The 25,254-nt window shown below is 68.1% G+C and carries 18 protein-coding genes and 1 pseudogene; 12 read left to right on the forward strand and 7 right to left on the reverse strand.

The genetic code is table 11. The features are described from left to right. The first annotated feature begins 1,040 nt into the window (after window positions 1-1,040). On the forward strand, window positions 1,041-2,207 hold the full coding sequence (locus ACTRO_RS40445; protein WP_169740022.1) for an ABC1 kinase family protein: 1,167 nt from the start codon (window positions 1,041-1,043) through the stop codon (window positions 2,205-2,207). Here ACTRO_RS40445 and ACTRO_RS40450 read toward each other — a convergent pair. The 5 genes from ACTRO_RS40450 to clpX form a co-directional block, all read right to left on the reverse strand. Continuing rightward, window positions 2,204-2,569, reverse strand: coding sequence for a VOC family protein (locus ACTRO_RS40450; RefSeq protein WP_034271746.1), 366 nt, complete (start codon window positions 2,567-2,569; stop codon window positions 2,204-2,206). The two genes, ACTRO_RS40445 and ACTRO_RS40450, sit on opposite strands and share 4 nt — an antisense overlap. 38 nt (window positions 2,570-2,607) lie before the next feature. Further along, window positions 2,608-3,816, reverse strand: coding sequence for an MFS transporter (locus ACTRO_RS40455; RefSeq protein ID WP_034271748.1), 1,209 nt, complete (start codon window positions 3,814-3,816; stop codon window positions 2,608-2,610). A gap of 106 nt (window positions 3,817-3,922) precedes the next feature. Then, window positions 3,923-4,354 (reverse strand): hypothetical protein, encoded by a 432-nt coding sequence (locus ACTRO_RS40460; RefSeq protein ID WP_034271750.1) that lies wholly within the window; start codon window positions 4,352-4,354, stop codon window positions 3,923-3,925. Window positions 4,355-4,462: 108 nt separating this feature from the next. Continuing rightward, window positions 4,463-5,044, reverse strand: a complete 582-nt coding sequence (locus ACTRO_RS40465; RefSeq protein WP_034271753.1) for a hypothetical protein — start codon at window positions 5,042-5,044, stop codon at window positions 4,463-4,465. A gap of 47 nt (window positions 5,045-5,091) precedes the next feature. After that, window positions 5,092-6,333 carry an ATP-dependent Clp protease ATP-binding subunit ClpX gene (clpX, locus tag ACTRO_RS44630; protein ID WP_281177940.1) on the reverse strand — a complete coding sequence of 414 codons (1,242 nt, stop codon included), beginning with the start codon at window positions 6,331-6,333 and terminating at the stop codon, window positions 5,092-5,094. 36 nt (window positions 6,334-6,369) lie between these two features. Between clpX and ACTRO_RS40475 the strand changes: the two genes are divergently transcribed. The 8 genes from ACTRO_RS40475 (at window position 6,370) to ACTRO_RS40510 (ending at window position 20,066) form a co-directional block, all read left to right on the forward strand. Next, window positions 6,370-7,485: an MsnO8 family LLM class oxidoreductase gene (locus ACTRO_RS40475; protein WP_084316907.1), complete on the forward strand. Its 1,116-nt coding sequence runs from the start codon at window positions 6,370-6,372 to the stop codon at window positions 7,483-7,485. Window positions 7,486-7,599: 114 nt separating this feature from the next. Continuing rightward, window positions 7,600-9,588, forward strand: a complete 1,989-nt coding sequence (locus ACTRO_RS40480; RefSeq protein ID WP_051452152.1) for a CRTAC1 family protein — start codon at window positions 7,600-7,602, stop codon at window positions 9,586-9,588. Then, window positions 9,585-10,568: a hypothetical protein gene (locus ACTRO_RS40485; protein WP_034271757.1), complete on the forward strand. Its 984-nt coding sequence runs from the start codon at window positions 9,585-9,587 to the stop codon at window positions 10,566-10,568. The genes ACTRO_RS40480 and ACTRO_RS40485 overlap by 4 nt, the downstream gene beginning before the upstream one ends. Continuing rightward, window positions 10,565-16,396 (forward strand): type I polyketide synthase, encoded by a 5,832-nt coding sequence (locus ACTRO_RS40490; protein ID WP_034271758.1) that lies wholly within the window; start codon window positions 10,565-10,567, stop codon window positions 16,394-16,396. The genes ACTRO_RS40485 and ACTRO_RS40490 overlap by 4 nt, the downstream gene beginning before the upstream one ends. Next, window positions 16,393-16,872 carry an acyl-CoA thioesterase gene (locus ACTRO_RS40495; protein ID WP_034271761.1) on the forward strand — a complete coding sequence of 160 codons (480 nt, stop codon included), beginning with the start codon at window positions 16,393-16,395 and terminating at the stop codon, window positions 16,870-16,872. Before ACTRO_RS40490 ends, ACTRO_RS40495 begins: the two co-directional genes overlap by 4 nt. Next, a complete protein-coding gene (locus tag ACTRO_RS40500) occupies window positions 16,869-17,414 on the forward strand; it encodes a flavin reductase family protein (RefSeq protein WP_034271763.1) in 546 nt (181 codons plus the stop codon). Before ACTRO_RS40495 ends, ACTRO_RS40500 begins: the two co-directional genes overlap by 4 nt. Beyond that, window positions 17,414-18,376, forward strand: a complete 963-nt coding sequence (locus ACTRO_RS40505) for a DUF1702 family protein (RefSeq protein WP_034271765.1) — start codon at window positions 17,414-17,416, stop codon at window positions 18,374-18,376. The genes ACTRO_RS40500 and ACTRO_RS40505 overlap by 1 nt, the downstream gene beginning before the upstream one ends. A gap of 28 nt (window positions 18,377-18,404) precedes the next feature. Further along, on the forward strand, window positions 18,405-20,066 hold the full coding sequence (locus ACTRO_RS40510) for an MFS transporter (protein WP_051452153.1): 1,662 nt from the start codon (window positions 18,405-18,407) through the stop codon (window positions 20,064-20,066). A 33-nt stretch (window positions 20,067-20,099) separates the two neighbouring features. On the opposite strand, the gene ACTRO_RS50605 is transcribed toward ACTRO_RS40510, so the two are convergent. Continuing rightward, window positions 20,100-20,225, reverse strand: a complete 126-nt coding sequence (locus ACTRO_RS50605; RefSeq protein WP_281177941.1) for a hypothetical protein — start codon at window positions 20,223-20,225, stop codon at window positions 20,100-20,102. Window positions 20,226-21,279: 1,054 nt separating this feature from the next. Between ACTRO_RS50605 and tuf the strand changes: the two genes are divergently transcribed. Next, a complete protein-coding gene (gene tuf / locus ACTRO_RS50140; RefSeq protein WP_034271767.1) occupies window positions 21,280-22,461 on the forward strand; it encodes an elongation factor Tu in 1,182 nt (393 codons plus the stop codon). 47 nt (window positions 22,462-22,508) lie between these two features. Here tuf and ACTRO_RS50145 read toward each other — a convergent pair. Next, window positions 22,509-23,318: pseudogene (locus ACTRO_RS50145) on the reverse strand (helix-turn-helix domain-containing protein); the annotation flags it as partial. Window positions 23,319-23,430: 112 nt separating this feature from the next. Between ACTRO_RS50145 and ACTRO_RS40520 the strand changes: the two are divergent. Both ACTRO_RS40520 and ACTRO_RS40525 read left to right on the forward strand, forming a co-directional pair. Further along, a complete protein-coding gene (locus ACTRO_RS40520; RefSeq protein ID WP_034278942.1) occupies window positions 23,431-24,024 on the forward strand; it encodes an NADPH-dependent FMN reductase in 594 nt (197 codons plus the stop codon). 94 nt (window positions 24,025-24,118) lie between these two features. Next, the gene (locus tag ACTRO_RS40525; RefSeq protein WP_051452154.1) at window positions 24,119-25,234 is read left to right on the forward strand and encodes an ABC transporter substrate-binding protein; all 1,116 of its coding nucleotides are present in this window, start codon (window positions 24,119-24,121) and stop codon (window positions 25,232-25,234) included. The last annotated feature ends 20 nt before the right edge of the window (window positions 25,235-25,254 follow it).

Here is a 25,254-nt window from a genome sequence, read left to right on the forward strand (position 1 = left end):
ACGTAAACGACCCGCACCGTCGCTACGGCGGCGGGAGAAGCAGTCACGGTCGGCTGCACGGCGCTCGGCGCGCCGCTGATGCCCGAGGTGGCGACACCGTCAACGGCACTGTGGGACTACCGCGACGACGCCGCTCGAAGTCAAGCAATGCAAGCCCATCACGCTGAACCTGCTCGTTACAACGAGCACGGACAACCGCGTCTACTACGTGGCCTTCAACAACCGTTCGTGGAAGCCGGCACTTGCGGCCGTCGGGGCCATCAAGGTGCTGGGCTACACAAAGCAGGAGCGGGAGCGCGTCAGAAACTATCCCGTGTTCGAGAACTCCAGGGAGGACATGTTCCAAGTCCTGCGGTACGCCTTCGCGAGCGTACAGCTGGAGGCGGGCGTGAACCGCACCGGGATCGCGCCAGGCAGTCGACGCCTGCCTCCCCGTCCGCCAGTCGAAAAACGGAGGCCCGGGCTCGCTGCACGTGACCACTGGTCAAGGAGTTGCAGGCCCACGACTTCTGGCGCTGCCGTCGCAGGCTTCGGAGGGCCGTTGCCCGCGTACTGCTTCTTCGCGCACGCGATGTGTCTTCCTGAGTCAGAAACGGGTGGTCATCGAGAATCCACGAGGTCGGCGAGAGGGCCTTGATCGCGCGGCCAGCCGCGCGGTCAGCTCGTGCCAATCCCGCCCGGCAATGCCTGCGAAGCGCCCCAGGCTCTGCTCAGGACCCCCAGGCCGGCGGCTGTCGGCTGCACCGACTTGCGCCGAAGGCCCAGAAGCATCAGCCTACGCAGATATACCTGCGCTCGCCGCTGGCCATCGTAGGTCAGATGGCGGAACACGTCCCGCGCGTGCTGTGATGGGCCGTGACCTGAGAAGATAGTAGACCATTGACTTGCGCGCCGTCGTGCTATTTAATCTGATGCAAGGATTCGACGACACCGGGGAGATGAGTCCTATCGTGGGTGGGGGAGTGCGCCTCGCGGCAATCACAAGTCGGTGGGTATTCTCGACCGGTATCGCGCGGACCCTTCGGTGTGGCGACACGTGGGTGGACCGGCTCCCTGCGTTGGCGGAGCGCCTCGGGCCGGCTTATGTGAAGTTGGCGCAACTCGTGAGCACGAGGGCTGACATAATTCCGGCATCGCTGGGCGCGGCTCTCGGTCGGCTCCAGGAGAACGGGAGCCCGCTGTCGGCGGATTACCTGCGTGAGCAACTTGCCGCAGCCGGCCTCGTGGTCGGGGACGCCGAGCCGGAGCCGCGCATGCTCGGCGCGGGAAGCATCGCCTGCGTGTACCTGCTCTCCCTGCACGGCCGGGAGCCGATGGCGGTCAAGGTGCTGAGGCCGGAGGTGCGTAAGAGCCTCGATCGCGACCTGCGCTCCATGCGCAGAGCCGCCCGGATCATGGCGCGGATCCCACCGTTCCGGCGCTTGCCCGTCGTCGATATGGTGGATCACGCGACCTTCATCATCGCAGGTCAGTCGAGCTTTCGGCGCGAGGCTGGGAATCTGGAGACCCTTCGGGCGAGGCTCGCCGGTCACAACGTGTTCATGCCCGCCCTGATCGACGTGCCGAACGACGATGTGCTCTGCATGGAGTACCTCTCGGTTTTCGACGGCCACCGGAACGCCGAGCGTGCGGACGTCGATCGAAAGGTCGGCGCACGGGCCCTGGTCGAGGCGGTCTTCTTGATGTTGTTCGACATTGGGATCGTGCACTGCGATCTTCACCCCGGGAACGTCGCCGTCGACGCGGACGGCGTGCACATCGTCGACGCCGGATTCGTAGCGGAGACGACGCCGGATTTGAGGCGGCAGTTTCGCGAGTTCTTCCTCGGACTGTCTTTCGGAAATGGGCCGAGGTGTGCCGAGAGTGTCATCGACGCTGCCGTCATCATCCCGTCAGCGTTTGATCGGGAAGAATTCGTCGCACGCATGACAGACCTCGTCGGACGATACGCGAACCTGCCGGCGGCCAAGTTCAACATCGGGGCCTTCGTCGCGGAACTGTTTACGATTCAACGTAACTTTGATATTTATGTCTCTGCGGAGTTCGTGATTCCTATCCTGACGCTGTTAGTCATCGAGGGAACCATTCGCGACTGGGATCCCGATCTCGACTTCCAGCGAATAGCCCAGCCGATCATCCTGCGTGCCGTGGTCCGCGACAGGGAGCACGGCACGCAGGACGACGCGTCCCGGGATCCCGTCTTCTAGCGGGAGAACTGGATCAGCTCAAGCACGTTGCCGCTTGGGTCCCTGACCGCGAAGTACGGCCCGACCGGGGACGGCTGGAGCTCGCCGTGCACGACGTCGGCGCCCAGTTCCGTGAGCCTGGCAAGTTCCTTCGCCGCATCCGCCACGCTGAAGTCGAGGGCTACGGTCGCGCCGGCCGGGTAGTCGGAACGCTGCGGTTGGGTGCAGAGCGCGAGCAGGAGCGTCGGACCGTCGTTCTTCAACTCGACGAAATGGGGCGCCATCGAGTCGTCGTCGACTTCGAGACCGAGCGCGTCCACGTAGAACGCACGCGCGGCGTCCATGTCGTGGACTCCGATGCTGATGACCTTCAATGTGGGCATGTGATCAAATCTCCTTGCCTATTCTGATTGATCGTCACCTAGGCTGTGACCTCGGCGGGAGCTGGTTCCTCGGTCTGCTCGACCCGGCTCCGGCCGCCCTGCCCGCTGGTGAGCACGGCCGAGGCCACGGCGCAGGCCATGCAGAAACCGCCGAAGATCAGCCAGGTGGAGCGCACGCCCACCTCCGCCATGACGAGGCCGCCGAGGACCGAGCCGATCACGCTCACCACGGTGTTCAGGGCACCGTAGTACGCGAAGCCGCGGCCGATGTCCGTCTTCGAGAGCACGAGTGGCACCTGAGCCGCGATGATCGGCATCGTCAGCGCCATCAGCGACCCCTCCAAGATCGTCAGCGCTACCGCAGCCGCCGCGGACGTCGTGTACGCGTACACGAGCGCCATGCCGCCCAGGCTCAACGTACCCAGTGGGATTGCCAGGCCGCGGGGCGTCGAACGCCAGATCCGGCCGGCGTGCGAAGCCAGAAACACCATGGGGATGCTGAAAATGGCGAAGGACCACGAGGTGAGCATCCCGCTGGCACCCAGGTCCTTAAGATACAGACCCCATACGACGCTGTTAGCACCATAGAGCACCGAGGTTCCCAGCGTGCAGAGGATGACCGCGCGCAGCCGCCAGAGCAGCGCGACCGCAGTGAGTTCGTTCGCCTCGGCCCCGTCGTCCTCGGAGTCCCTCTCGGCAGTCTCGGATGCCCTTGGAAGCGACGTGCGCATCGTGAGCCAGAGCCAGAGCACGGTGGTCAGGCCGAAAAGCCCGACGGTGAACCAGGGGGCGACCCAGGTCCCGCCCGCGACCAGCACACCGAGCAGTAGCGGACCGATGAAGCCCCCGGCGTTCTGCCAGCCGGTGAGCTTGCCGAACCTCGATTCGCTCTCCTTCTGGTCGTGGACCCCGGTACCGGTGATCGTGCGCACGGTGGTGGACAGCCCGACGAATCCGATCGAGATGATTCCGTCCGCGATCGCGAGCACGACAGGCGCGGTGGTGGCGGCGAGCAGGGTCGTGCCCGCCGCCGCCAGTGCCGAACTGATCGTTCCCGTGGCGGCCGTGCCGAGCCGCGCGAGGACGCGGGACCAGATGGTCAGGAACGGGGTGGCGACCACGCCCGAGACGGCCAGCACGAAGCCGATCGTGTCTGTGCTCAGCCCCCGGTCGGAGAGGTACCGCGCGTAGATCGAAAGCAGTCCGAAATTCGCCGCCCGGCTGAGCGTCGCGATGAGCAGGATCATGGTGCTTTGCTCAGCCCACGAGATCTGCCGTTTCCCAGTCGGGGGAGGTGGGTGCGGCACGGTGGCTCCGTCCTGCGGTAGGTACTGCTGCGACTACGTTAGCTGCTCAGTTCTCGATCAGCATGGGTGCGGAGCGGGTCGAGCGGTGGGCGAGCTCAGCACCCATCGTGATGATGGCCGGGCCGCCCCAGAACCTCCTCCACTCCTCGGCCTCGGCAACCGGGATCGCCCGATGGGTGACGGCGAGGACGGTGTGGTGGACCGTCGGGGCCAGCGACATCGTGATCGAACTCGAGCTGCTCGCATCATCGCGGTTACGTGCGGTGAACTCTACTCGGTCGGTGGGCCGCCGGTCGGCGATCTCGAAGGATCCCGCCGGGTCGGTCGGCAGTGCGGGCATGCTCCCGCCGATCAGGCCCGAGTAGACGTCGCTGCAGACCGCTGACTCGAGCACATAGCTCACCACGAAGCGCACAGTGGTGTCCGACTCCTGATACTCCAGGATGGTGTAATTGCCGTTCTGGCGGGTGGCTCGCACTTTTTCTCCTCACTGGCGTGGCTGTGCGGGGAAGGCCGTACGGCCCGGGGCTCCGGAACCCCGGGACGTACGGACCCCGATCCTGGTGACTCTCGGCGGGAAGGAGCCTCAGACCGCGCGCAGGGCACGGAACTCGGCGGCCTTCTCCTCCCACTCTTCGCGCGAGATGGACGCCATCGCGTCGCACGAGGCGGCCATGATGTGCACGCCCTCGCCGAGCGAGAACGACTTCTGGAAGTGCACGTGGTTGCGCGGGGGGATCTGCATGACGTCGACACCGACGGCGAGCCCGACGTAGTGGGGCTCGGCGAGGCGCTTGCCGACGTACACGTCCATGATCGCGTTGTAGACGATCACGGCCGGGTAGTCGGCCTCGCGCTGCACGGCGACGCAGACGCTCTTGGGCTGCGGGACGTCGGGCGACAGGGTGATCTGGAGCCACTCGCCGAGCGTCTCGGAGTAGCCGGCGGCCTCCCACTCGACGATGTTGAACTCGAACTGCCGGACGCCGGCCGGGATGAGCACCGGCGCGCAGCGGTCGAGGCGCAGCAGGGAGACCAGCTTGACGATCTCCTTGACCTCGCCGTCGATGGCGAGGGGGAGGGCGAGCTCGGAGCGCTCGTGCTCCAGCTCGGGCTCCGGAGGGAAGCCCTCCTGCGGCCGGGCCGCGATTTCCGTGGAGATGGACATCGAGAACCTTTCTGTGAGTGTTACGACGTCCACATCGATGATGTGGGCTATCCGACAACCCGCCGTTTGAGCGGATTGCGGATGTCTTGGGGCATCGCACCTGCCTGTGCCGCTGGAGTGCCGAGCAGTTCGCTCAGCTGGGCAACGTTTCCCGCCGTGACATCGGCCCCCGTCACGATCACCCGCGTTCCCCGCGGCAGTTGCGGTGCGTGGTACATCACGTCCGTCAGCAGCGCCTCGAGCAGGCCGCGCAGTGCGCGGGCTCCAGTGCCGAGCTCGATCGCCCGGCGGGCGAGTTCGTGCACTGCTGTTTCGTGGACGTGCAGGTCGATCTGGTCCATCGCGAGGAGCGTCCGGTACTGCGGGATGAGCGCGCCCTCGGACTCGGTGAGGATCGTGCGCAACTCGGGCTCGCCGAGCACGCGCATCTCGCAGATGACCGGAAAGCGCCCGAGGAACTCCGGGATCATTCCGAACTCGGCCAGGTCGTCGAACATCGCGGCCGGCTCTTGCGCCGCCGGGTCTGCCGCGCTGGCGGTGAACCCGATCCGCTTGCTGCGGAGCCGATCCCGCACGATCTCCGATAGGTCGGGGAACGCACCGGCCGCGATGAACAGGATGTCAGTGGTATCGATGACGAGTTCTTTGGTACCGGGGCCGTTGGCCCGCAACGGCACCTTGGCGCCTTCGACGATCTTGAGGAGTGACTGCTGCACGCCCTCGCCGGAGACGTCGAGTGAGCGGCGAGCACCTCCGGCGGAGCGCTTCGCGAGCTTGTCGACCTCGTCCAGGAAGACGATCCCCCGCTCTGCAGCTCGCACATCCCCGTTCGCCTCGCGCACGAGGGCATTCAAAACAGATTCGACATCCTCCCCAGCATAACCAGCCTGAGTAACGCCTGTGATATCGAAAACTATAAATGGAACACTCAGTGCTTGGGCCATCGTCTGTGCTAATAGAGTCTTTCCGCATCCGGTTGGGCCAAGGAGTAGGACATTGGATTTACGGAGTCCCCGCGCCCTGTAGTCGAGTCGCTTGTAGTGGTTCCGTACGGCCACGGAGAAGACGCGTTTTGCCCGCTCTTGACCCACTACGACCGCGTCCGCCCATCGGTAGAGCGTCCGGGCATCGGGGGTCGCGGACGCGACCTCAGAATGGCGTGCAGCGTCAATTGAAGCGGCCGCTGAAGCCACGCAGGGGGAGCATATGAAGGCCCCTGCGCCTGCAAGGAGGCGGTCGACCATAAGCTCACTGGTGCCGCAGAAGGAACATACCCGTAATGGTCGCAATGGTCCATCCCCTTCACAGCGACTAAAACATCTACTATGCTAGCGGTAGCGGGTAGGTGCGTCAACGGGCGAAAGTCAGTGCATTGCCTACCAGTCGACGAAAGTGAATCAAGAATGGTATTTACTTCCTCGGATTCTCTGCCACTGTCCGTGCTGGAGCTGTCGATGGGCAGGTCCGGCGAGCCGCTGAGCGCAGCGCTGCAGGAAAGCGTCCAGCTGGCGCGCGGTGTCGAACAGGCGGGCTATGCGCGGTTCTGGATCGGTGAGAACCACAACGTTCCGAGCCTCGCGAGCACCGCGCCTGCGGTGATGATCGCCGCGGTCGCCTCGGCGACCTCGCACATCAGAGTCGGCGCCGGCTGCGTGCTGCTTTGCAACCACTCCCCGCTGGCCGTCGCCGAGCAGTACCGTACGCTGAACGCGCTCTTCCCTGAGCGGGTCGACCTCGGTCTCGGTCGGTCCCGCGGCGGCAGCCTGATCACCAGCCTCGCGCTCGGGCGGGAGCGTGCCGCCTCCAGCGGCGAGGATTTCATCGAGCGGATCGGTTTGCTGTTCGGCTTCGTCGACGGTCTGCCGGAGGGCCACCTGTTCGCCGGGGTGCGCGCGTACCCCGACGCCGTCGCTCTGCCGGACGTGTGGATCTTCGGCGCGAGCGGGCAGAGCGCCGAAACCGCCGCGCTCGCGGGCGGTGGGTTCGGCTTTGCCGGACATCTCGCCGAGGATCTCGGTCCCGCCGGCCCGGCGATCGCGCGCTACCGCAGTCGGTTCGAGAAGAACGGCGGCCGCACAGAACCGTACGCGGCCGCGTCCGTGCAGGTCTTCTGCGCGGAGACGGACGAAGCTGCGAGCGGGCTCGCGGACGCGTTTGCCCTGTCGTGGGCCCGTTTCAAGGCTGAGGGCGTCGGATTCCTGCCGACCGCGGCCGAGGCCGCAGCGGCTGCCGCGTGCGTGCCGGGTTTCGCCGAGAGCCGCGCCCGATTGAACCGGATCGGCGCGATCGGCGGTCCCGGGCGCGTGGTTTCCCGCCTCAGGGAGATCATGCGGGAGACGGGCGCCGACGAGCTGATCCTGACCACTGGTATCCACGACCCCGCGCGCCGCGAGGCCTGCTTCAGCCTCATCGCGGAGGAATGGCGCCGCAGCGATCCCTAAGGGGCCCGTGCCCGGTGCCCGTCCCGATCTGCGCGTTTCCACCGGCCCGGATTCCGGGTGCGACGTGCATACCGAGCAGCTGATAGCCCGAGCAGGGGATGAGAAAGGAAACGCATGAATCTGCGAGAACGGCTCCGTAGGCTCACCCCGGCCTGCACGGCTCTGGTCCTGTGCGGATCGCTGTTCGTCGCCGCCCAGCAGGCCGTCGCTGTCGGCGGCGCCGCACAGGCGGCAGCGCCCTTCCGCTTCGTGCAGATGCCCATCGCGATGCCGCCCGGTTACAACAATCAACATATGAATACCATCCGCACGGTGAATCCGGCGTTTCAGCAGATCGACGCCTGGATATCCTCGGTCGGCGCGAGCATCGCCATCAACGACGTGACCGGCCACGGTCGCGCCGACGGCATGTGCATCGTCGACACCCGCACCAACGATGTGGTCGTCACCTATACGCCGACCGCGTCGGCCGCGGACCGATTCACGCCCTTCGTCCTCGATCCGTCTCCGCTGCCCTACGACGGAAACACCATGGCACCGACCGGGTGCACGCCGGGGGACTTCACCGGTGACGGGCGGATCGGTTTCCTCGTCACCTACTGGGGGCGCACACCGATCCTCTTCCTGCCTAGGTCCACGGCCGAGACTCCCGCCGCGAACGCGTACGTGGCGCGCGAACTCGTGTCGAACTACAGCCCGAACGGCAGCTACAACGGGCCGCAGTGGAACACCGATGCGGTCTACGTAGGAGACCTCGACGGCAGCGGACATCCGTCGATCATCGTCGGCAACTATTTCCCTGACTCGGCCGTCCTCGACGCCGCCGGCCCTGACAACGTCACCATGCTCAACTCGCTCTCCAGCGCGAAGAACGGCGGCGGCGATCTCGTCTACCAATGGTACGGCGCCACCTCGGGCGCCGATCCGACGGTCGAGTACACGCCGGTCGAGAAGGCGATCCCATACGGCGACGACACCGGGTGGACGCTCGCGATCTCGGGTGCCGACCTCACCGGTGACGGACGCCCCGATGTCTACATCGCCAATGACTTCGGGCATGGGACCCTGCTCTACAACCGGTCCACGCCCGGCCACATCAGCTTCACCGCGACCATGGGCGTGCGCACGCCGACGACTCCCAAGTCCTTCGTCCTCGGGAACAGCTCGTTCAAGGACATGGGCGTGGACTTCGCGGACCTCGATGGCACCGGCCGATTTGACATCTTGGTCAGCAACATCACCGTTCCCGACGGGCTCGAGGAGAGCAATTTCGTCTTCGTCAACAAGACGTCCTCGGACAGCGAGATGGCGAGCGACCTGGCGCGCGGCCTCGCGCCGTTCGACCAGGAGGCCCAGCAGTACGGCCTCGCTTGGAACGGCTGGGGCTGGGACGTGAAGTCCGGCGACTTCCTGAACGACGGCCAGCAGGAGGTCATCCAGGCCAACGGGTTCGTCAAGGGCGACACGGACCGCTGGAACTGGCTCCAGGAAACCGCCATGGCCAATGACGATCTCCTGTCCAATCCCGCGATGTGGCCGTACTTCACGCCCGGCACCGACCTCGCCGGGCACGAGTCGCTGGGGTTTTTCGCCCGCAACGCGCAGGGTACCTACGTGAACGTCAATGCGCAGCTCGGCCTCGACGTCGAGACGCCCACGCGCGGCATCGCCACCGCCGACACCACCGGGACCGGCCGACTCGACTTCGCCGTCGCCCGCCAGTGGGGCGCGCCCGCCTTCTACGCAAACGAGGCGCCCGCAGTCGGCAACTACCTGGAACTCGAGCTGTACCGGCCCTCGGCCGGAACGGACACCGCCGCCGCGAGCGGGCTCGATGGGCCGGGAAGCCCCGCCTACGGAACCACGGTGACGATCTCGACGCCGTCGGGCCGGCAGATCTCCCAGCTCGACGGAGGCGGCGGCCACGGCGGTTTCCGGAGTTTCGATGTGCACTTCGGCCTCGGCTCCTACTCGGGTGAGGTCACCGCGCACCTTTCCTGGCGCGACAGCGAGGGGCGGGCCCACGAACAGAGCCTCAGCCTCGAGCCGGGACGCCATGACCTGATGCTGACCGACAGCGCAGCGGAGATACCGAACTCATGACAGCCATCGTTCACACGCCCTCCAGCGCCGACACCGCTCACGCTCCCGCTGCCCCGGAGCGCGCGCAGGTGCCGAAGGATCCGCGCTACCTCGCGCTACGCAACTTCGCCCTGTCGATCACCGCGTTCAACGTCCTCGGATACACCCTCCTGGGATTCGAGCAGCCCTGGCTGTGGCCGATCCTCTGCGTGGCCGTCGCCTATGCGACGGAACTCACCTTCGAGTGCTTGAGCGCCTGGTCGCAGCGCCGCAGCATGCGATTCCGCGGTCGCGGCGTACGCGGGGTGTACGAGTTCCTCCTGCCGTCGCACATCACCGCGCTCGCCGTGAACATGCTGCTCTACGCGAACAACCAGATCCTGCCGATCTTCTTCGGCGTGGTCGTCGGGGTGTCGGCGAAGCACGTCTTCCAGGCACCGATCAGCGGTCGGATGCGCCACTACATGAATCCGTCGAACTTCGGCATCGTGGTCACGCTGCTGTGCTTCGGCTCGTGGGTGAGCATCGCCCCGCCCTACGAGTTCACCGAGAAGGCCGACTCGTACTTCCGGATCCTGATACCGATCGTCATCGCCACGGCCGGGACCGTCCTCAACGCCCAGCTTACGAAGAAGACCGCGCTCATCGTCGGCTGGATGGGTGGGTTCGCGATCCAGGCGTTCGTCCGGCACTGGATCTGGCATGTCGCCCTGGTCGCGGCGCTGAGCCCGATGACCGGTGTCGCATTCGTACTGTTCAGCAACTACATGATCAGCGACCCGGGGACCACACCGACCAAGGGCATCCCGAAGTTCACCTTCGGCGCCTCGGTCGCGGTGGTGTACGGAATTCTGATGGAGTTCCAGGTCGTGTACACGCTCTTCTACGCGACGGCGATCGTCTGCCTCGGCCGCGGCCTCGGGTGGTGGATCGCACACCACGTGAGCGGCCGCCGCACCGCCCGCGCCACCGCCGTTGAGCCCGCCGAGGTGGCAGTATGACCGAACGCATCGCGGTCGTCGGGCTGGCGTGCCGCTACCCCGACGCGGATTCGGTTGCAGCCCTCTGGGAGAACGTACTGGCCGGACGGCAGGCCTTCCGGCGCATCCCGGACGAACGGCTGCGTGCCGCAGACTACTTCTCCGCCGATCCGCAGGCGCCCGACCGGCACTATGCCGCGAAGGCGGCCCTGCTCAAGGGGTTCGAGTTCGACCGCGTGCGGTTCCGGGTGGCTGGCAGCACCTACCGGTCCACCGACATGACCCATTGGCTCGCGCTCGACACAGCGGCCCGTGCCCTCGCCGACGCGGGATTCCCGGAGGGCACGGGGACGCGGCGGCTGAGCGCCGGTGTCGTCGTCGGCAACAGCCTCACCGGTGAGTTCAGCCGGGCGAACGTGATGCGGGTGCGCTGGCCGTACGTTCGGCGCACCGTCGCCGCGGCCCTACGCGGCAAGGGATGGGGCGACGACGAGCTCGCGCCCTTCCTGGCGGAACTCGAGCAGACCTACAAGAGCCCGTTCCCCGAGATCGACGAGGACACTCTCGCGGGCGGCCTTGCCAACACCATCGCCGGCCGGATTTGCAACCACTTCGGCTTCGGGGGCGGGGGCTACACCGTGGACGGCGCGTGCTCCTCGTCGCTGATCTCGGTCGCCACGGCCTGTTCCTCACTCGTGCAAGGGCACCTCGACCTCGCCGTCGCCGGGGGAGTGGACCTGAGCATCGACCCCTTCGAGCTCATCGGCTTTGCCAAGACCGGCGCCCTGGCCCGCGACGAGATGCGCGTCTACGACCGCGACTCGAACGGGTTCTGGCCCGGCGAGGGCTGCGGCATGATCGTCCTCATGCGCGAGGCCGACGCGATAGCGCTCGGCAAGCCGGTCTACGCCTCGATCGTCGGCTGGGGCGTCTCATCCGACGGCAAGGGCGGGATCACCCGCCCCGAAGTGCACGGGCACCGCCTCGCGATCGATCGCGCCTACGCCATGGCCGGCTTCGGGTTCGACACGCTCGGCTACGTAGAGGGGCACGGCACCGGCACCGCGATCGGCGACGCCACCGAGCTGCGCGCGCTCAGCGAGGCCCGCCGCGCCGCCGGGCCCGGATCACCGCCGCTCGCCCTGGGGACCGTCAAGGGGAACATCGGCCACACAAAGGCGGCGGCCGGAATCGCGGGGCTGATTAAGGCCCTGATGGCGGTCCGGCACCGCACCGTCCCGCCGGTCACCGGCAACCGCGATCCGCAGCCGTTGTTGGCGGAGCCGGACTTCGGAGTCCGGCTGCCGACGTGCGCCGAGCCGTGGCCGACGGACGGTCCGGCGCGCGCCGGCGTCTCCTCCATGGGCTTCGGCGGAATCAACGCGCATATCGCTATAGAGGAGACCCGGGCTCGGTCCCGGAGCGTCGAGGAGCCCGATGCCGCGCGTCTGTCCTCTGCTCGACAGGACTGCGAGATCCTGACCTTCGAAGCGGCCAGACCGGAACTGCTGAGCGGACGCCTGCGCGCGACCGCGAACGCCATGAAGCGGCTGGCACAGTGCGAACTCGCGGATACGGCCGATCACCTGCGGCGTCAGCTGAGCGGAGACGGGTCGTTCCGGGCGGCGGTCGTGGCCTCGACGCCGCAGGAGGCGCAACGGCGCATGCTGCGGATCGCGGACGCGATCGACGACGGGGCCACGTCGCTCCTCAAACCGGCCGACGGGATCTTCGCCGGCGTCGCCCGGTCCGCACCGCGCGTCGGATTCCTCTTCCCCGGTCAGGGGGCGGGCCGCTCGGCCGACGGCGGCGCGCTCCGCCGCCGCTTCCCTGTCACCGAAGACCTCTTCGCCGGGACTCCGGCGCCCGGCACAGCGGATCTCGCCGACACCGCGGCGGCCCAGCCCCGGATCCTCGCTTCCTCGCTCGCTGCTCTCCGGGTGCTGGCCACGCTCGGCGTCACGGCCGACGCGGTCTGCGGCCACAGCCTCGGTGAGCTGACCGCCCTGCACTGGGCCGGCGCGTTCGACGAACGCACTGTACAGGGCATCGCGGTCGAGCGTGGGCGCATCATGGCCGACCTGAGCGTCGGCGCCGGCGCGATGGCCAGCATCGTCGCGGGCCCCGAGGCCGTGGAACCGCTCCTCGCCGACTCGGACATCGTCATCGCCGGTTACAACGGACCGCGTCAGACCGTGATCTCCGGAGAGCGGACGCAGATCGAGGTGCTCCGGGCACGTGCCGCGGAGCGCGGACTCGAATCGGCCCGGATCGCAGTCTCAAATGCCTTCCATTCGCCTTCGGTCGAGCCCTGCGCCCAGGCCTTCGCGGATTACCTCGCCGATATCGGGCTCCGAGACCTCGACCGAACCGTCCACTCCACGGTGACCGGCGCCCGGATCGCGCGTGACGCCGATCTCGTCGAGCTGCTTTCCCGCCAGATCACAGCACCCGTCCGCTATGCCGACGCGGTAACAGCCCTGGCGGCGGAGACCGACCTGCTCATCGAGGTCGGTCCCGGCCGCATCCTGAGCACCCTCGCCGCCGACATCGCCCCGCACGTGCCGGCCGTGTCGCTGGGTTCTGACAGCCCGAGTCTGTCGGACCTGCTCCAAACCGTGGCGACGGCCTACGTCCTGGGCACGCCGATCAAGCTTGACGAGCTCTTCCGCGATCGGTTCACTCGCGAACTCCGCCTCGCCGAAGAGCCCGTCTTCCTGACGAATCCCTGCGAAAGCGCCCCGTCGGTGAGTCTTCCCGCGCCGGTTTCGACCGAGGTTCGCGCCCCGCGCCGCGAGGAGACTGCGCAACTCCCGTCGAACGCGGCGATCGAGAGCAGCCTCGCCCTCCTCATTCGGCTCGCGGCCGAGCGCGCCGAACTGCCGCTTGAGGCGGTGAATGGCAACACCAATCCGCTCGACGACCTGCATCTGAGCTCGATCACAGTGGGCCAGCTCGTCAACCAGGCCTGCCGGGAACGCGGCATCGACCCACCGACCGCGAGCACGGCCTTCGCCACCAGCACGCTGACCGAGATCGGCCGGCTGCTCGACGCGATGGAGGAAAGCAACGGCGTTGCCGATTCTCCGCAGATTCCGGCCGGAGCCGGCCCCTGGGTGAGGGCGTTCGACATCGAATGCGCTGACGAGGCCGTGAACACGTCCCGCCCGCGCCTCGACGGTCCCGGACGGTGGCAACTGTTCGCGGACGCCGGCGACGAGCTGGGCCCCGCCCTGCACACGAGACTCGGAAATGACGGACTCGGCGGCGGCGTGCTGCTCTGCCTACCCGCGCGGGGAGGCGAGGATCAGATCGGCCTGATGCTCGCGGCTGCACGTGCGGCGGTGGCCGGCTCCACGCCCAGCCGTTTCGTCGTCATCGGGCGGCGCCGCTCCGCGATCGGCCTCGCCAAGACGCTGAAGTTGGAGGCACCGCATGTCCTGACCACGGTGATCACCTTGCTGCAGGAGCCTGAGCCCGGCCAGGAGCCCCAAGCGGCGTGGCTCGACCGGTGTGTGCGTGAGGTGATATCCACCGCGGATTTCTCCGAGGTGAGCATCGACGGCGAAGGGCGCCGCAGCGTATCCCGACTGCGGCACAGGGATCTGAACCGTGCGGTCGCGTCGGGTCCCCCGGTGCTCACCGCAGACGACGTGGTGCTGGTCACCGGCGGCGGGAAGGGCATCACAGCCGAGTGCGCCTTCTCGCTCGCCAAACGGACCGGCGCCGCGATCGCCCTGCTCGGCCGGTCGTCCCCGCGCGAAGACGACAACCTGGCACGTAACCTCGAACGCATGGACGCCGCGGGGATCCGCTGCCTCTACGTGCCGGCGGACGTCACCTCGGCGGGCGACGTCGCGCGGGCCGTCGCCGAGGTCGGCACGGGGCTCGGGACGGTCACCGCGATCCTGCATGGCGCAGGGCGCAACGTCCCGGAATCGATTGCCAACCTCACCGAGCAGGCGTTCCGGGAAACGGTCGAGGTCAAGACCCGTGGCCTGGAGAATGTCCTGGCAGCCGTCGACGCCGCTCGAATCAGGCTTCTGGTGAGCTTCGGGAGCATCATCGGCAGGGCGGGGCTGCGCGGAGAGGCTCACTACGCGACGGCCAACCAATGGCTGGGCGAGCTGACCATGGAGTTCCAGCAGGAGCATCCGGCCTGCCGATGCCTGAACATCGAATGGTCCGTCTGGGCAGGCGCGGGAATGGGCGAGCGGCTCGGCGTACTGGAATCCCTGATCCGCGACGGGATCGAGCCGATTCCCGCGGACGAGGGCATCGAGATGCTGCACCGCTTGCTCGAAGACCCCGGCGTGTCAGGGAACGTAGTCGTGTGCGGCCGCCTCGGCAGCTCTCCGACCGTCGAGATACCGACGCCTGAGCTCCCGCTGCTGCGCTTCGTCGACAAACCGCAGGTCCACTACCCGGGTGTCGAATTCGTCGTCGACGCCCAGCTCTCGCCCGCCAGCGACCTCTACCTACGCGATCATGAACTCGACGGCGACCTGCTGTTTCCCGCCGTGATGAGCCTCGAAGCGTTCGCCCAGGCCGCCAGCGTACTGCGGCCGAGCGCAGGCCCGCCGTCGTTCGGCGACATCGAGTTCCTCCGACCGATCGTGATCGCTCCGCAGGGAACCACCACGATCCGCATCGCCTGCCTGCGCAGAGCCTCGAATGCCATCGACGCGGTGATCAGAAGCAGTGACACCGGCTTCCTGGTCGATCACTTCCGGGCGACCGTCTCCTACGAGGATCAAGCAGAACGGACCCCGGTCATCGAGGAGCGGCGGCTCGCGGATCTCGTGATCCCGATCAACCCCGCAGACCTTTACAACGGATTTCTTTTCCAAGGGCACCGCTTCCAGCGCGTGAGTCGGTATACGAGCCTGTCCGCGCGCTCGTGCACCACGGAGATATCGACCACCGGCCGGGATCCCTGGTTCGCGTCCTACGTGCCGGGTGATCTGCTCCTGGGCGACCCCGGCTCACGAGACGCTTTCATGCACGCGATCCAGTCGTGTGTCCCGGATGCGACCCTGCTTCCCGTCGGCGTCGGGCGCATCACCATGCATGCCGCGGCCCCGGCCGACGTGACAGGCCCGCTGATCCTGCGTGCCGTGGAGCGGAAGCATGACGGCGACACGTACGTCTACGACCTCGAAGTCAGCGACCGCGCAGGCGTGCCCGTCGAGACCTGGCAAGGGCTTTGCCTCAAGAGCGTGCGCCCGCTGCCGGACGACACACCTTGGACCCCGCCGCTGTTCGCGACCCACGTCGAGAGGCACGTCTCGGCCGGGGCCGACCAACTCCGGATCGCGATCTGGCCCGAGCGCACGACCGAACCCGTGAGCACGTCTACCCGCCGGGAATCCACGCGCGACGCCGTCTCCTGGGCCCTCGGCCGCCCGGCCGCCGTGAGCTACCGCCCCGACGGCAAGCCCGAAGTCGACGGTCCGGAGCACGTCAGCGCCTCGCACGGGGCCGGTGTGACGCTTGCGATCGCGGGCGCGCGACCCGTGGGATGCGACATCGAGACCGTGTCGGCCCGCTCCCGCACCGCTTGGGCCGATTTGCTCGGCGTGGGCGGGTTCGCGCTGGCCGAGCGGCTGACGGCCGTCGGGCGGGAGCCCTTCGACGAGTCGGCGACGCGCGTCTGGAGTGCCCTGGAGTGCCTACGCAAGATCGGGTGCGCGCGTGGCGATCTTGTGCTCGATCAGGAGCCGTCAACCGGTCGCTGGACGGTGCTCCGCTCGGGCACGAGCACGATCAGCACTGTCGTCGCGCGATTCCGGGACGTCCGGACCCCGGTCGTCCTCGCGTTGCTCAGCCAGTCGGGAGCCCACGCATGAGAAACGACTACTTCGAGTACCGGCACCTCGTCGGCTTCGAGGAGACGAACCTGGTCGGGAACGTCTACTACGTCAACTATTTCCGTTGGCAGGGACGGTGCCGAGAGCTGTTCCTGCGGGAGTACGCGCCCGAGATCATCGACGACCTGAACGGCGACCTCAAGCTGTTCACGCTCAAGTGCGATTGCGAGTACATCTCCGAGATCACCGCCTTCGACGAGGTCTCAATCCGGATGAGCCTGTTCGAACTGACCCAGACGCAGATCGAATTCGGCTTCGACTACGTCCGCCTCGGCGACGGTCGCGAGGAGTTCGTCGCCAGGGGCCGCCAGCGCATCGCGTGCATGCGCGGCCCGAACGGCGCGACGAAGCCGACGCGCGTGCCCGCCGGATTGCGTACCGCACTCGAGCAGTATGCGGAGGTACGGCGGTCGGGCGCGGCCGATCCCGTGCATCTCGGCGGGGCGGTGTCATGAGCGGCCTCGCCACAAGACCCGATTCCCTTGGTTCCGAGACCGGGAGCGCGGAACTGCGCCGCACGCTGGGCCGTTTCCCAACCGGCATCACGATCGTGACGACGGGCGGCCGGCGTCCCGCGGGCATGACCGTTAATGCGTTTACCTCGGTGTCCCTCGAACCGCCGTTGCTGTTGATCTGTGTCAAGCTCGGCTCGGAGATCCTCGGCTCTATCACCGAGACCAGGGTGTTCGCCGTCTCGATCCTCGCGCGCGGACAGGAGGGCGTTGCCCGCCGCTTCGCGGACCCGGCACGCGCGCGTGGCCGGCATGCGTTCGACGGCCTGGTCTTCGTACCCGGACCACGCACCGGGGCGCCGCTCATCACCGGGGCTCAGGCCGCGCTGGAGTGCGAACTACACGCCGTCTACGAGGGCGGCGACCATTCGATTCTGCTAGGGGAGATCGTGAGCAACTCACGTGCGGGCGAACCAGGGGCATTAGTCTATTTCGAGAGCGCGTTCCGAAGCCTCTCCGCTGCCGCGCACCGGCGAGCGGACTGATGCGGGCCCTGCGTCAGGTCCGCCGCAGGGTACTGACCCCGCCGATGTCAGAGACCAAGTTCGCCACCCGCGGCTTCCACGCCAAGGACGACGCGAGTCGTGAGCTGCTCGAAACCGTGGGCGCCTCATTCCTCACCGGCTACGGGCTGGCGGCCGAGTCCCGCGGACGAGCCGACGTCGAGTCGGGTGTGCGCGGTCTCGAGCGTGAGTTCCAAGGCTTCGCCTATGAGGGCGCTGCCATGGCCTTCGCGGTGCGCGACGGCCTGGCGCTCGGGACGACCCGGCACCTGCAGGATTTCCTGAAGGGCGAGGCCGAACACCATCGCTACATGGTGTACGTAGGCGCCGGTTGGGCGATGGCACGTCTACCGCGGCTCCTGTGGCCGACGATTCGCATGCCGGACCCGTTGCTTCGCTGGCTCGCTCTCGACGGATACGGATTTCACCAGGCTTACTTCCGGACTGACGACTTCGTGCGGAAGCAGCGTGTGGAGACCCGGCGCTCCTGGCCCGTTGGCGAGCCCTTCGCGTACGCCAATCGGGCCATCGATCAGGGTATCGGACGTGCGATGTGGTTCGTCGTCGGTGCGGACGCGGACCGGGCCGCGGATCTCGCGGACGGGTTCGATCCGGCCCGCAGATCCGACCTCTATGCCGGTCTCGGACTGGCCGCCACGTACGCCGGCGGCGCACACGAGCGTGAGCTCAAGACGCTGCGGGAGCGGGCGGGCGCGGATCGGCGGTTCCTCGGCCAGGGCGCGGCGTTCGCCGCAGCGGCCCGAGTCGAGGCCGGACTGGAGACGCCGCACACCGAGCTCGCCGCGCAGTTGCTCTGCGGCGTCTCGGCCGCCGAGGCGGCTCGGATCTGCACCATGGAGCAACCCAACGGAGCGGAGACCTGGGGCTCCCAGCCCTCGTACGAACAATGGCGACTCCACATCGCCGAGCGCATGCCCGCATGACCCCACCTACGAGCTGACGGGACGACCTTTGACATCCGAGATCTCATACCAGGAGCCGGACGAGCGCCGTGCCCGCGTGCGGGTCAAAGCATTTGAGCACCCGTTCGCTTTCTGGTCGGGCGCCATCATGTGCGCGGTCGGCGTCGGACTGCACCTGCCGATGTACTACTCGACGCGCTCGATGCACTACGTCATGGCGGGTATGCGGCCAGACGCCACGATGATCATCGGTATGGCCCTGATCGGGGTCGGTCTACTCGCCTGCCTCTACGGACTCGTTCCCCGCGGCGCGAGCGGCTTCGCCCGCGACGCGGCGGGCATCCGGGTGCGTGCCCTCGACGAGACCCCGCTCAATGCTCGGCACGTGATGCTGCTGATCGTCTTGTCCGTCGCCGTCACGATCGACGCGATGAAACCGACCGCGCTCTCGTTCGTGGCACCCGGCATGGCGAAGGAATACGACCTGCTCGCCCCGACCAATGCGCACGGCCACACCTCGGTGGCCTGGCTGCCGCTGGTCGGCATCACGGGCACCGTCCTCGGTTCGTGGATCTGGGGGAGTCTGGCCGATCGGATCGGTCGGCGCTCGGCCATCGTGTTCGCCGGAATCCTGTTCATGACGACGTCGATCTGCGGCGCGATGCCCGGCTACGGCTGGAACCTGATGATGTGCCTGTTCATGGGGATCGGGGCCGGAGGCATGCTGCCGATCGCCTTCGCGCTCATGGTCGAGACTGTTCCGGCCCGGCACCGCGGCTGGGCAGTCGTGCTGGTCGGCGGCAATACCGCCGCAGCGTATGCGGTCACGAGCTGGCTGGCCGCGACGCTCACGCCCACGTACAGCTGGCGGATCCTCTGGCTGATCGGCCTGCCCACCGGTGTGCTGTTCATCGCGCTGAACCACTGGATTCCCGAGTCTCCGCGCTTCTTGCTCGCCACCGGCCGCCGCGAGGAGGCCGAGCGGGTCATGGCGCGGTATGGCGCGGCCGTTCGAAGCCCGGAGGCGGGCCAAGAGGAGGAGGCATACGCCGAGAGCGGCAGCCACTATCGCTTCCGCCACGTGCTGCGCGGCTCCTTCGCCGCCCCGACCCTCGCCATCAGTGTGCTGGCCATCGGATTGGGCCTCGTCACCTACGGATTCCAGCAGTGGGTCCCGACGAACCTGCAGCATCTCGGGTACACGGCGGTGAAGTCGGACTACGTCGTGCGCAACGCCGCGTTGCTCGGGTTGCCGGTCACCGCTGCTGTGGCTTGGCTCTACCAGGTCTGGGGGAGCCGCCGGACCATCGTCGCGTCGGCTTCGCTGACCGCATTGGCGCTGGCGGGCTTCGTGCTCGAAGGCAACAGGCTGGTTCATGACCACGCACTGCTCTCCGTGCTGCTCGTCATCCCACTGGCCGGAGTCGGATCCACGACGGCCGTCGTCGCGGGCTATGCGGCCGAGCTGTACCCGACACGGATCCGCTCGCGCGGAGCGGGCCTCGCGGCGGGCATGACCAAGGCGGGGGGCGTACTCATCCTCGCTGTCGTCGTGGCGTCGAAAACCGTGCCGTCCATCACGATGACGGCGGTTATCGGCGCGGTGCCGCTCTTGATTGCGGCGATCTGTTTCGTCTGGATCGGCCCGGAGACCGCGCGACGCGGGCTCGAGTCCATCACCCGCGAGATGGTCGCCGCAGGTCGCGGCTGACGGAGTCCGCTCAGCTCACGGTCATCGGCAAGCTCAGCGTGAAGCATTCTCCGGGCCGGTTCGTTGGACCGGCGCGCTGCCGTCCTCGGCCTTGGCGATCGCCAAGGCCGAGGACGCGCCCTTGGTGCGCAGCGGCCCGTGCGCGGGACGGATCGGCACGGTGGATGCGTTCGAAGACGTGGACGACGTTCGCGCGGGCCGAGGCACACGCTAACTGAACGCGACCGTGGTGTACTCAGAGGTTGTGGCGAGTTTCGGCGGAACCGTGCCTGGGCTCTCGTGTGCGCATCGGATGCCGCACGCCAGGGTGGGCTTGACTGCTGAACGCTCGTCAGCGACGGTGACACCCTGCCGCGCTATGTCAGCGTCGGGGTCCGGTCGGGGACTGCACGCTGCCCGCGGTCACACACGACTTGCGCGGTATCGGTCGCATCGCACGGATCATTGAACGCGTATACCGCGCCTGACATGCAGAATCGACTCCCGCACTTTGCGGGGGGTCAAGGGGTCGCAGGTTCAAATCCTGTCAGCCCGACGTTGTAGTAGCAGGTCAGAGGCCCTGTTCGAGAAATCGGACGGGGCCTCTTGCGTGTCTCTGACCGTCGTTTGACCGTGGGATAGGACGTCAGGGGACAGCACGCCGATGGAAATCGGTGTTGACTCGTGATGAGTGGTATCAGCACCTCTCAAGGACTGTCGAAACGCTGGTTCAGATCCTTGAGGCAGGGCAGCCGTCGGCTGGAGCTACGCGCTCGGTGAACCGCACCGGGATCGCGCCAGCCTGGCGCAAAGCCGGGGCGGTTCAGTCATGGGCGCGTGGCTCGACGACGCTCCGGAGTAAAGAGTCCCTGAGAAGTCCCAGAGCGCTGTTTGACGGTGCTGGAGGGCACCCGATTCGCTCATTGGTCTAGATCGATTCAAGGTGCTGCGGGCACTCGATTCTGCCCGCAGCACCCGGAAAATCCGTTGCGTTGGGCCGTGCTGGCAACGCATCATCGTCGACATGTTCCGGCAGTCTTCCGCCCTCTTGTCCGCAGTCGCGGGCGCGGTGGAGGCTGCCCTGGTTCTGGCCCTGGGCCTGGCCGCAGCAGCAGCCACCGGCGCCCGAAGCTGACCGTTCCCGAAGCCGACCCCACCTACGGAGTCCCGCCCGGGGACGGTGGGCAGGGCAGGGATTCCGCAGGTCAGGAACCATTCGGAACGGGACATCATCATGGCGAAGACGCCTTACGTGCGCACCAAGCCGCACGTCAACATCGGCACCATGGGGCACGTCGACCACGGTAAGACGACCCTCACGGCCGCCATCACCAAGGTGCTGGCCGAGCGCGGCACCGGTACCTTCGTGCCCTTCGACCGGATCGACCGGGCGCCGGAGGAGGCGCGGCGTGGGATCACCATCAACATCGCGCACGTCGAGTACGAGACCGACACCCGTCACTACGCGCACGTCGACATGCCCGGGCACGCGGACTACGTCAAGAACATGATCACCGGTGCGGCGCAGCTGGACGGCGCGATCCTGGTCGTCTCCGCGCAGGACGGGGTCATGCCCCAGACGACCGAGCACGTGCTGCTGGCCCGTCAGGTCGGCGTCGAGCACCTCGTCGTCGCGCTGAACAAGTCGGACGGAGCCGACCCGGAGCTGCTCGACCTGATCGAGCTCGAGGTGCGCGAGCTGCTCAGCGCGCACGGCTACCCCGGGGCCGAGGTCCCGGTCGTGCGCGTCTCCGGGCTGCGCGCGCTCGAAGGCGACCCGCGGTGGACCGCGGCGATCGGCGAGCTGCTCGACGCCGTCGACGAGGCGGTGCCGATGCCGGTGCGCTACACCGACGCGCCGTTCCTGCTGCCGGTGGAGAACGTGCTGACCATCACCGGTCGCGGCACGGTCGTCACCGGCGCGGTCGAGCGCGGCACGGTGCGCCTCGGCGACCGGGTGGAGCTCGTCGGCTCTGGCGGCGAGGCGATCGGCAGCGTGGTGACGGGCGTGGAGACCTTCGGCAAGCCGATGGAGTTCGCGCAGGCCGGCGACAACGTCGCGCTGCTGCTGCGCTCGATCGGGCGCGAGCAGGTGAGGCGCGGCGTGATCGTGGCCGCGCCGGGCAGCGTCGTGCCGCGCACCGCGTTCACCGCCCGGGTCTTCCTGCTCGCGGCGAAGGACGGCGGCCGGCGCACGCCGATGGCCAGCGGCTACCGGCCGCAGTTCTACCTGCGCACGGCGGACGTGGTCGGCGACATGGACTTCGGCGTGTCCGGCGTGGCCAGGCCGGGGGAGACGGTCGAGGTGCAGGTGGCGCTCGGCCGGCCGACCCCGGTCGAGGTGGGGCTCAGCTTCGCGATCCGCGAGGGCGGCCGCACGGTCGGGGCCGGCACCGTGACCTCGGTGGTGGGCTGAGGCGGCCGACGCCTTTGCAGCTGCTGCGTGCCCCTGACCCGCTGTTCCGGCGAGGTCAGGGGCACGCAGCGTTCTGCGGTCTCCGCGTCGGCCGGCAGGAAGAGCACGATCTGCTGGCCGTCGGCCGGCAGTTCGAGTGTCTCGCGGCGGAACCGGAGCCCGGCGACGGCCGGATGGTCGAGCCGGAGCTCACCGCGCGGGGGCACCAAGTGCCGGTTGATCCGCCCGGCGAACGCGTCCCCGGCCTGCGCGGCGAGTCGGGCCGTGAGCCAGGCCGAGCTCTCGACGGTCGGGGCGAGCCAGAGGTCGAAGGCGCATTCGTCGGCGACGGCGTCCCAGTCGGGAAGCAGGTCTCGTGCGCGGGGATCGGTGAACACGTAGACGGCGAAGTTCGGGTCCTGCGACTCGAAAAGCCCGGTGGCGGCGAGGATCGCGCGGTAGCCGCTTGTGCAGTCGAGGATGTCGCCGAGCCGGTTTGTCAGCACCGCGATACCCGGTTCCAGCAACTGCAGTGTCTCGCGGACGCCGGGGCGCACGTCGCGATCCCGCGGACTCGGAACGGGGTGGGCCGTGCACACGCCGCCGGTGATCTTCGTCAGATGCCTGAGATGCGCGCGTTCGACCGGGTCGAGGCTGAGCGCGTCCGCGAGTGCGTTCACGACGGCGATCGAGGGATTGCGGTCGCGGCCCTGCTCGATCCGGGTGAGGTACTCGACGCTGATGCCGGCCCGGGCGGCCAGTTCCATCCGCCGCAGCCCCGGCGCCCGCCGTCGGCCGCCCGCCGCCGCCAGCCCCAGCGACTCCGGCTGGAGGCTGTCGCGCTTGGCCCGGATGAAGTCGCCCAGCGGAGTGCCCATGCCTCGAGCTTAGGGCGCCGGGCCCGGTGCGCGGGCCGCGGATCGTGGCCCTGTCGGGGCCAGCCTGAACAGGGGCTGGTTGCCCGGGTCGAAGACGGGGAGTGTGGTGGGCATGCCGAACACGTACAGACTCGCCATCGTCATCGGAAGCGTCCGCGAAGGACGCTTCGGCCCCACCGTCGCCGAGTGGGTCGCAGAACAGGCCCGCAAGCACGCTGGTTTCGAGGTGGCGGTCGTCGATCTCGCGGACTACGACATCCCCATCGAGCTGCCCGCGCTCTCGCCCAAGCACGCCGGCGAGAACTACCCGCGCCCCGAGGGCATGGCCCCGCTCACCGCTGCATTGGCCGATGCCGACGCCTACATCCTCGTCACACCCGAGTACAACCACAGCTATCCGGCGTCGCTCAAGGCCGCCATCGACTGGCATTTCACGCAGTGGACCGCCAAACCGGTCGCCTTCGTCAGCTATGGCGGCGCAGCGGGTGGCCGGCACGCGGTGCTGCACCTGGAGAACGTGCTGACCGAGCTGCACGCGGTGACCATCCGCGACGGCCTCGGCTTCCCGAACTACTTCACCGCGTGGCAGGATGGCGAACCGATCGACTCCGAATCGGCGAACCGGGCGAAGCTGATGCTCGATCAGCTGGTCTGGTGGGCGGGCGCTCTGCGCACGGCACGGGACGCGTCGCCGTATCCGGGCTGAAGGTCGGTGTCGAGCCGCGACTCGGCCGGATCTTAGTGGAACATGGCATTCCCGCCCCTCCCGCCCGGCGGCGGCGCGTTGGATGCTCGAAGTCATGACGATCCAGACCACTTCCACCGCCCCCGTGAAGCAGCCGATCCGCCTCGGCGCGCTGGCGCCCTTGACCCGGCCCGGCTTCTTCGAGGCCGGCCGCCATCTCGGCGCGGGAATCGAGCTGGCCGTCGACGAGATCAATGCGGCGGGTGGGATCGGCGGGCGTCCGATCGAGCTGTTGCTGCGCGACACGGCCGGGGCGCCGGGGCGAGCCGTGGACGCGGTCCGCGAGTTCGCCGCGCGGGATGCGGTGGCTGTCGTCGGGGAATATCACAGTGTTGTCGCCCACGCCGCCGCCGGAGAGGCGGTGAAGGCGCGGCTGCCGTTCGTCTGCTCGTCGGCGGTTCTGGACGCGGTGGTCGAGTCGCCGACCGACCTCGTAGCGCGGGTGGCGCCGGCGCAGTCGTATTGCTGGAGCGTCTACGCCGACTACCTCGTCTCGGCCAGGCACCGCCACGTCGCCCTCGTCATCGAACCCGATCGCTACTGGTCGGCGGGTGCGCGGCTGCTGCGGACGTTCCTTCCCGAGCGCGGCGCGCGCGTCACAGAGTTCGAATACGCGTCGCTCAACGGCACCTCCCTCACCGACGCTCTGGTCGCGGCGGGTGACGTGGACGCGCTGCTGCTCCTGGTGGGCTATCCGGAGCCGGCGGTCTCGCTGGTCAAGGCCGTGCGGGCGGATCCCCGCCTGGCCGGCCTGCGGATCGGGGACCCGGCCGGCCGCGCGGAATCGCCGCAGTGGTGGGCGCTGCTCGGCGAGGACGGCGCGGACGTCCCCTTCCTGCGCTACCTGCCCGCTCGGCTCGGGCCGCTGGGTACCCGGGTCGCCGAGCGCCTGGCCGGGAATCTCGGTGAGCCCGCTTCGTTCGTCGCGTTCGAGGGCTACGACTCGGTTCAGGTGGTGGCCGAGGCGGCGCGCGTCGGGGGACCGGATCGTCGGCGCGTCGCCGAGGCCCTGACCAGCGTCAAGGTCGCCGGCACCCGCGGCACGATGAGCTTCGCCCGGGGCTCGGGCGCGGACCTGCAGTGGACCTGGCCGCCGGTCCAGGTCGCCTCCCGCCGCGATCCGCGACGCCCCGAGGCAATCAGTGTCCTGTTCGACGACGGCGTCCGCTGAACGGGTAGCTCCCCGCGTTC

It is taken from the genome of Actinospica robiniae DSM 44927 (genome assembly GCF_000504285.1).
Lineage (GTDB): Bacteria > Actinomycetota > Actinomycetes > Streptomycetales > Catenulisporaceae > Actinospica > Actinospica robiniae.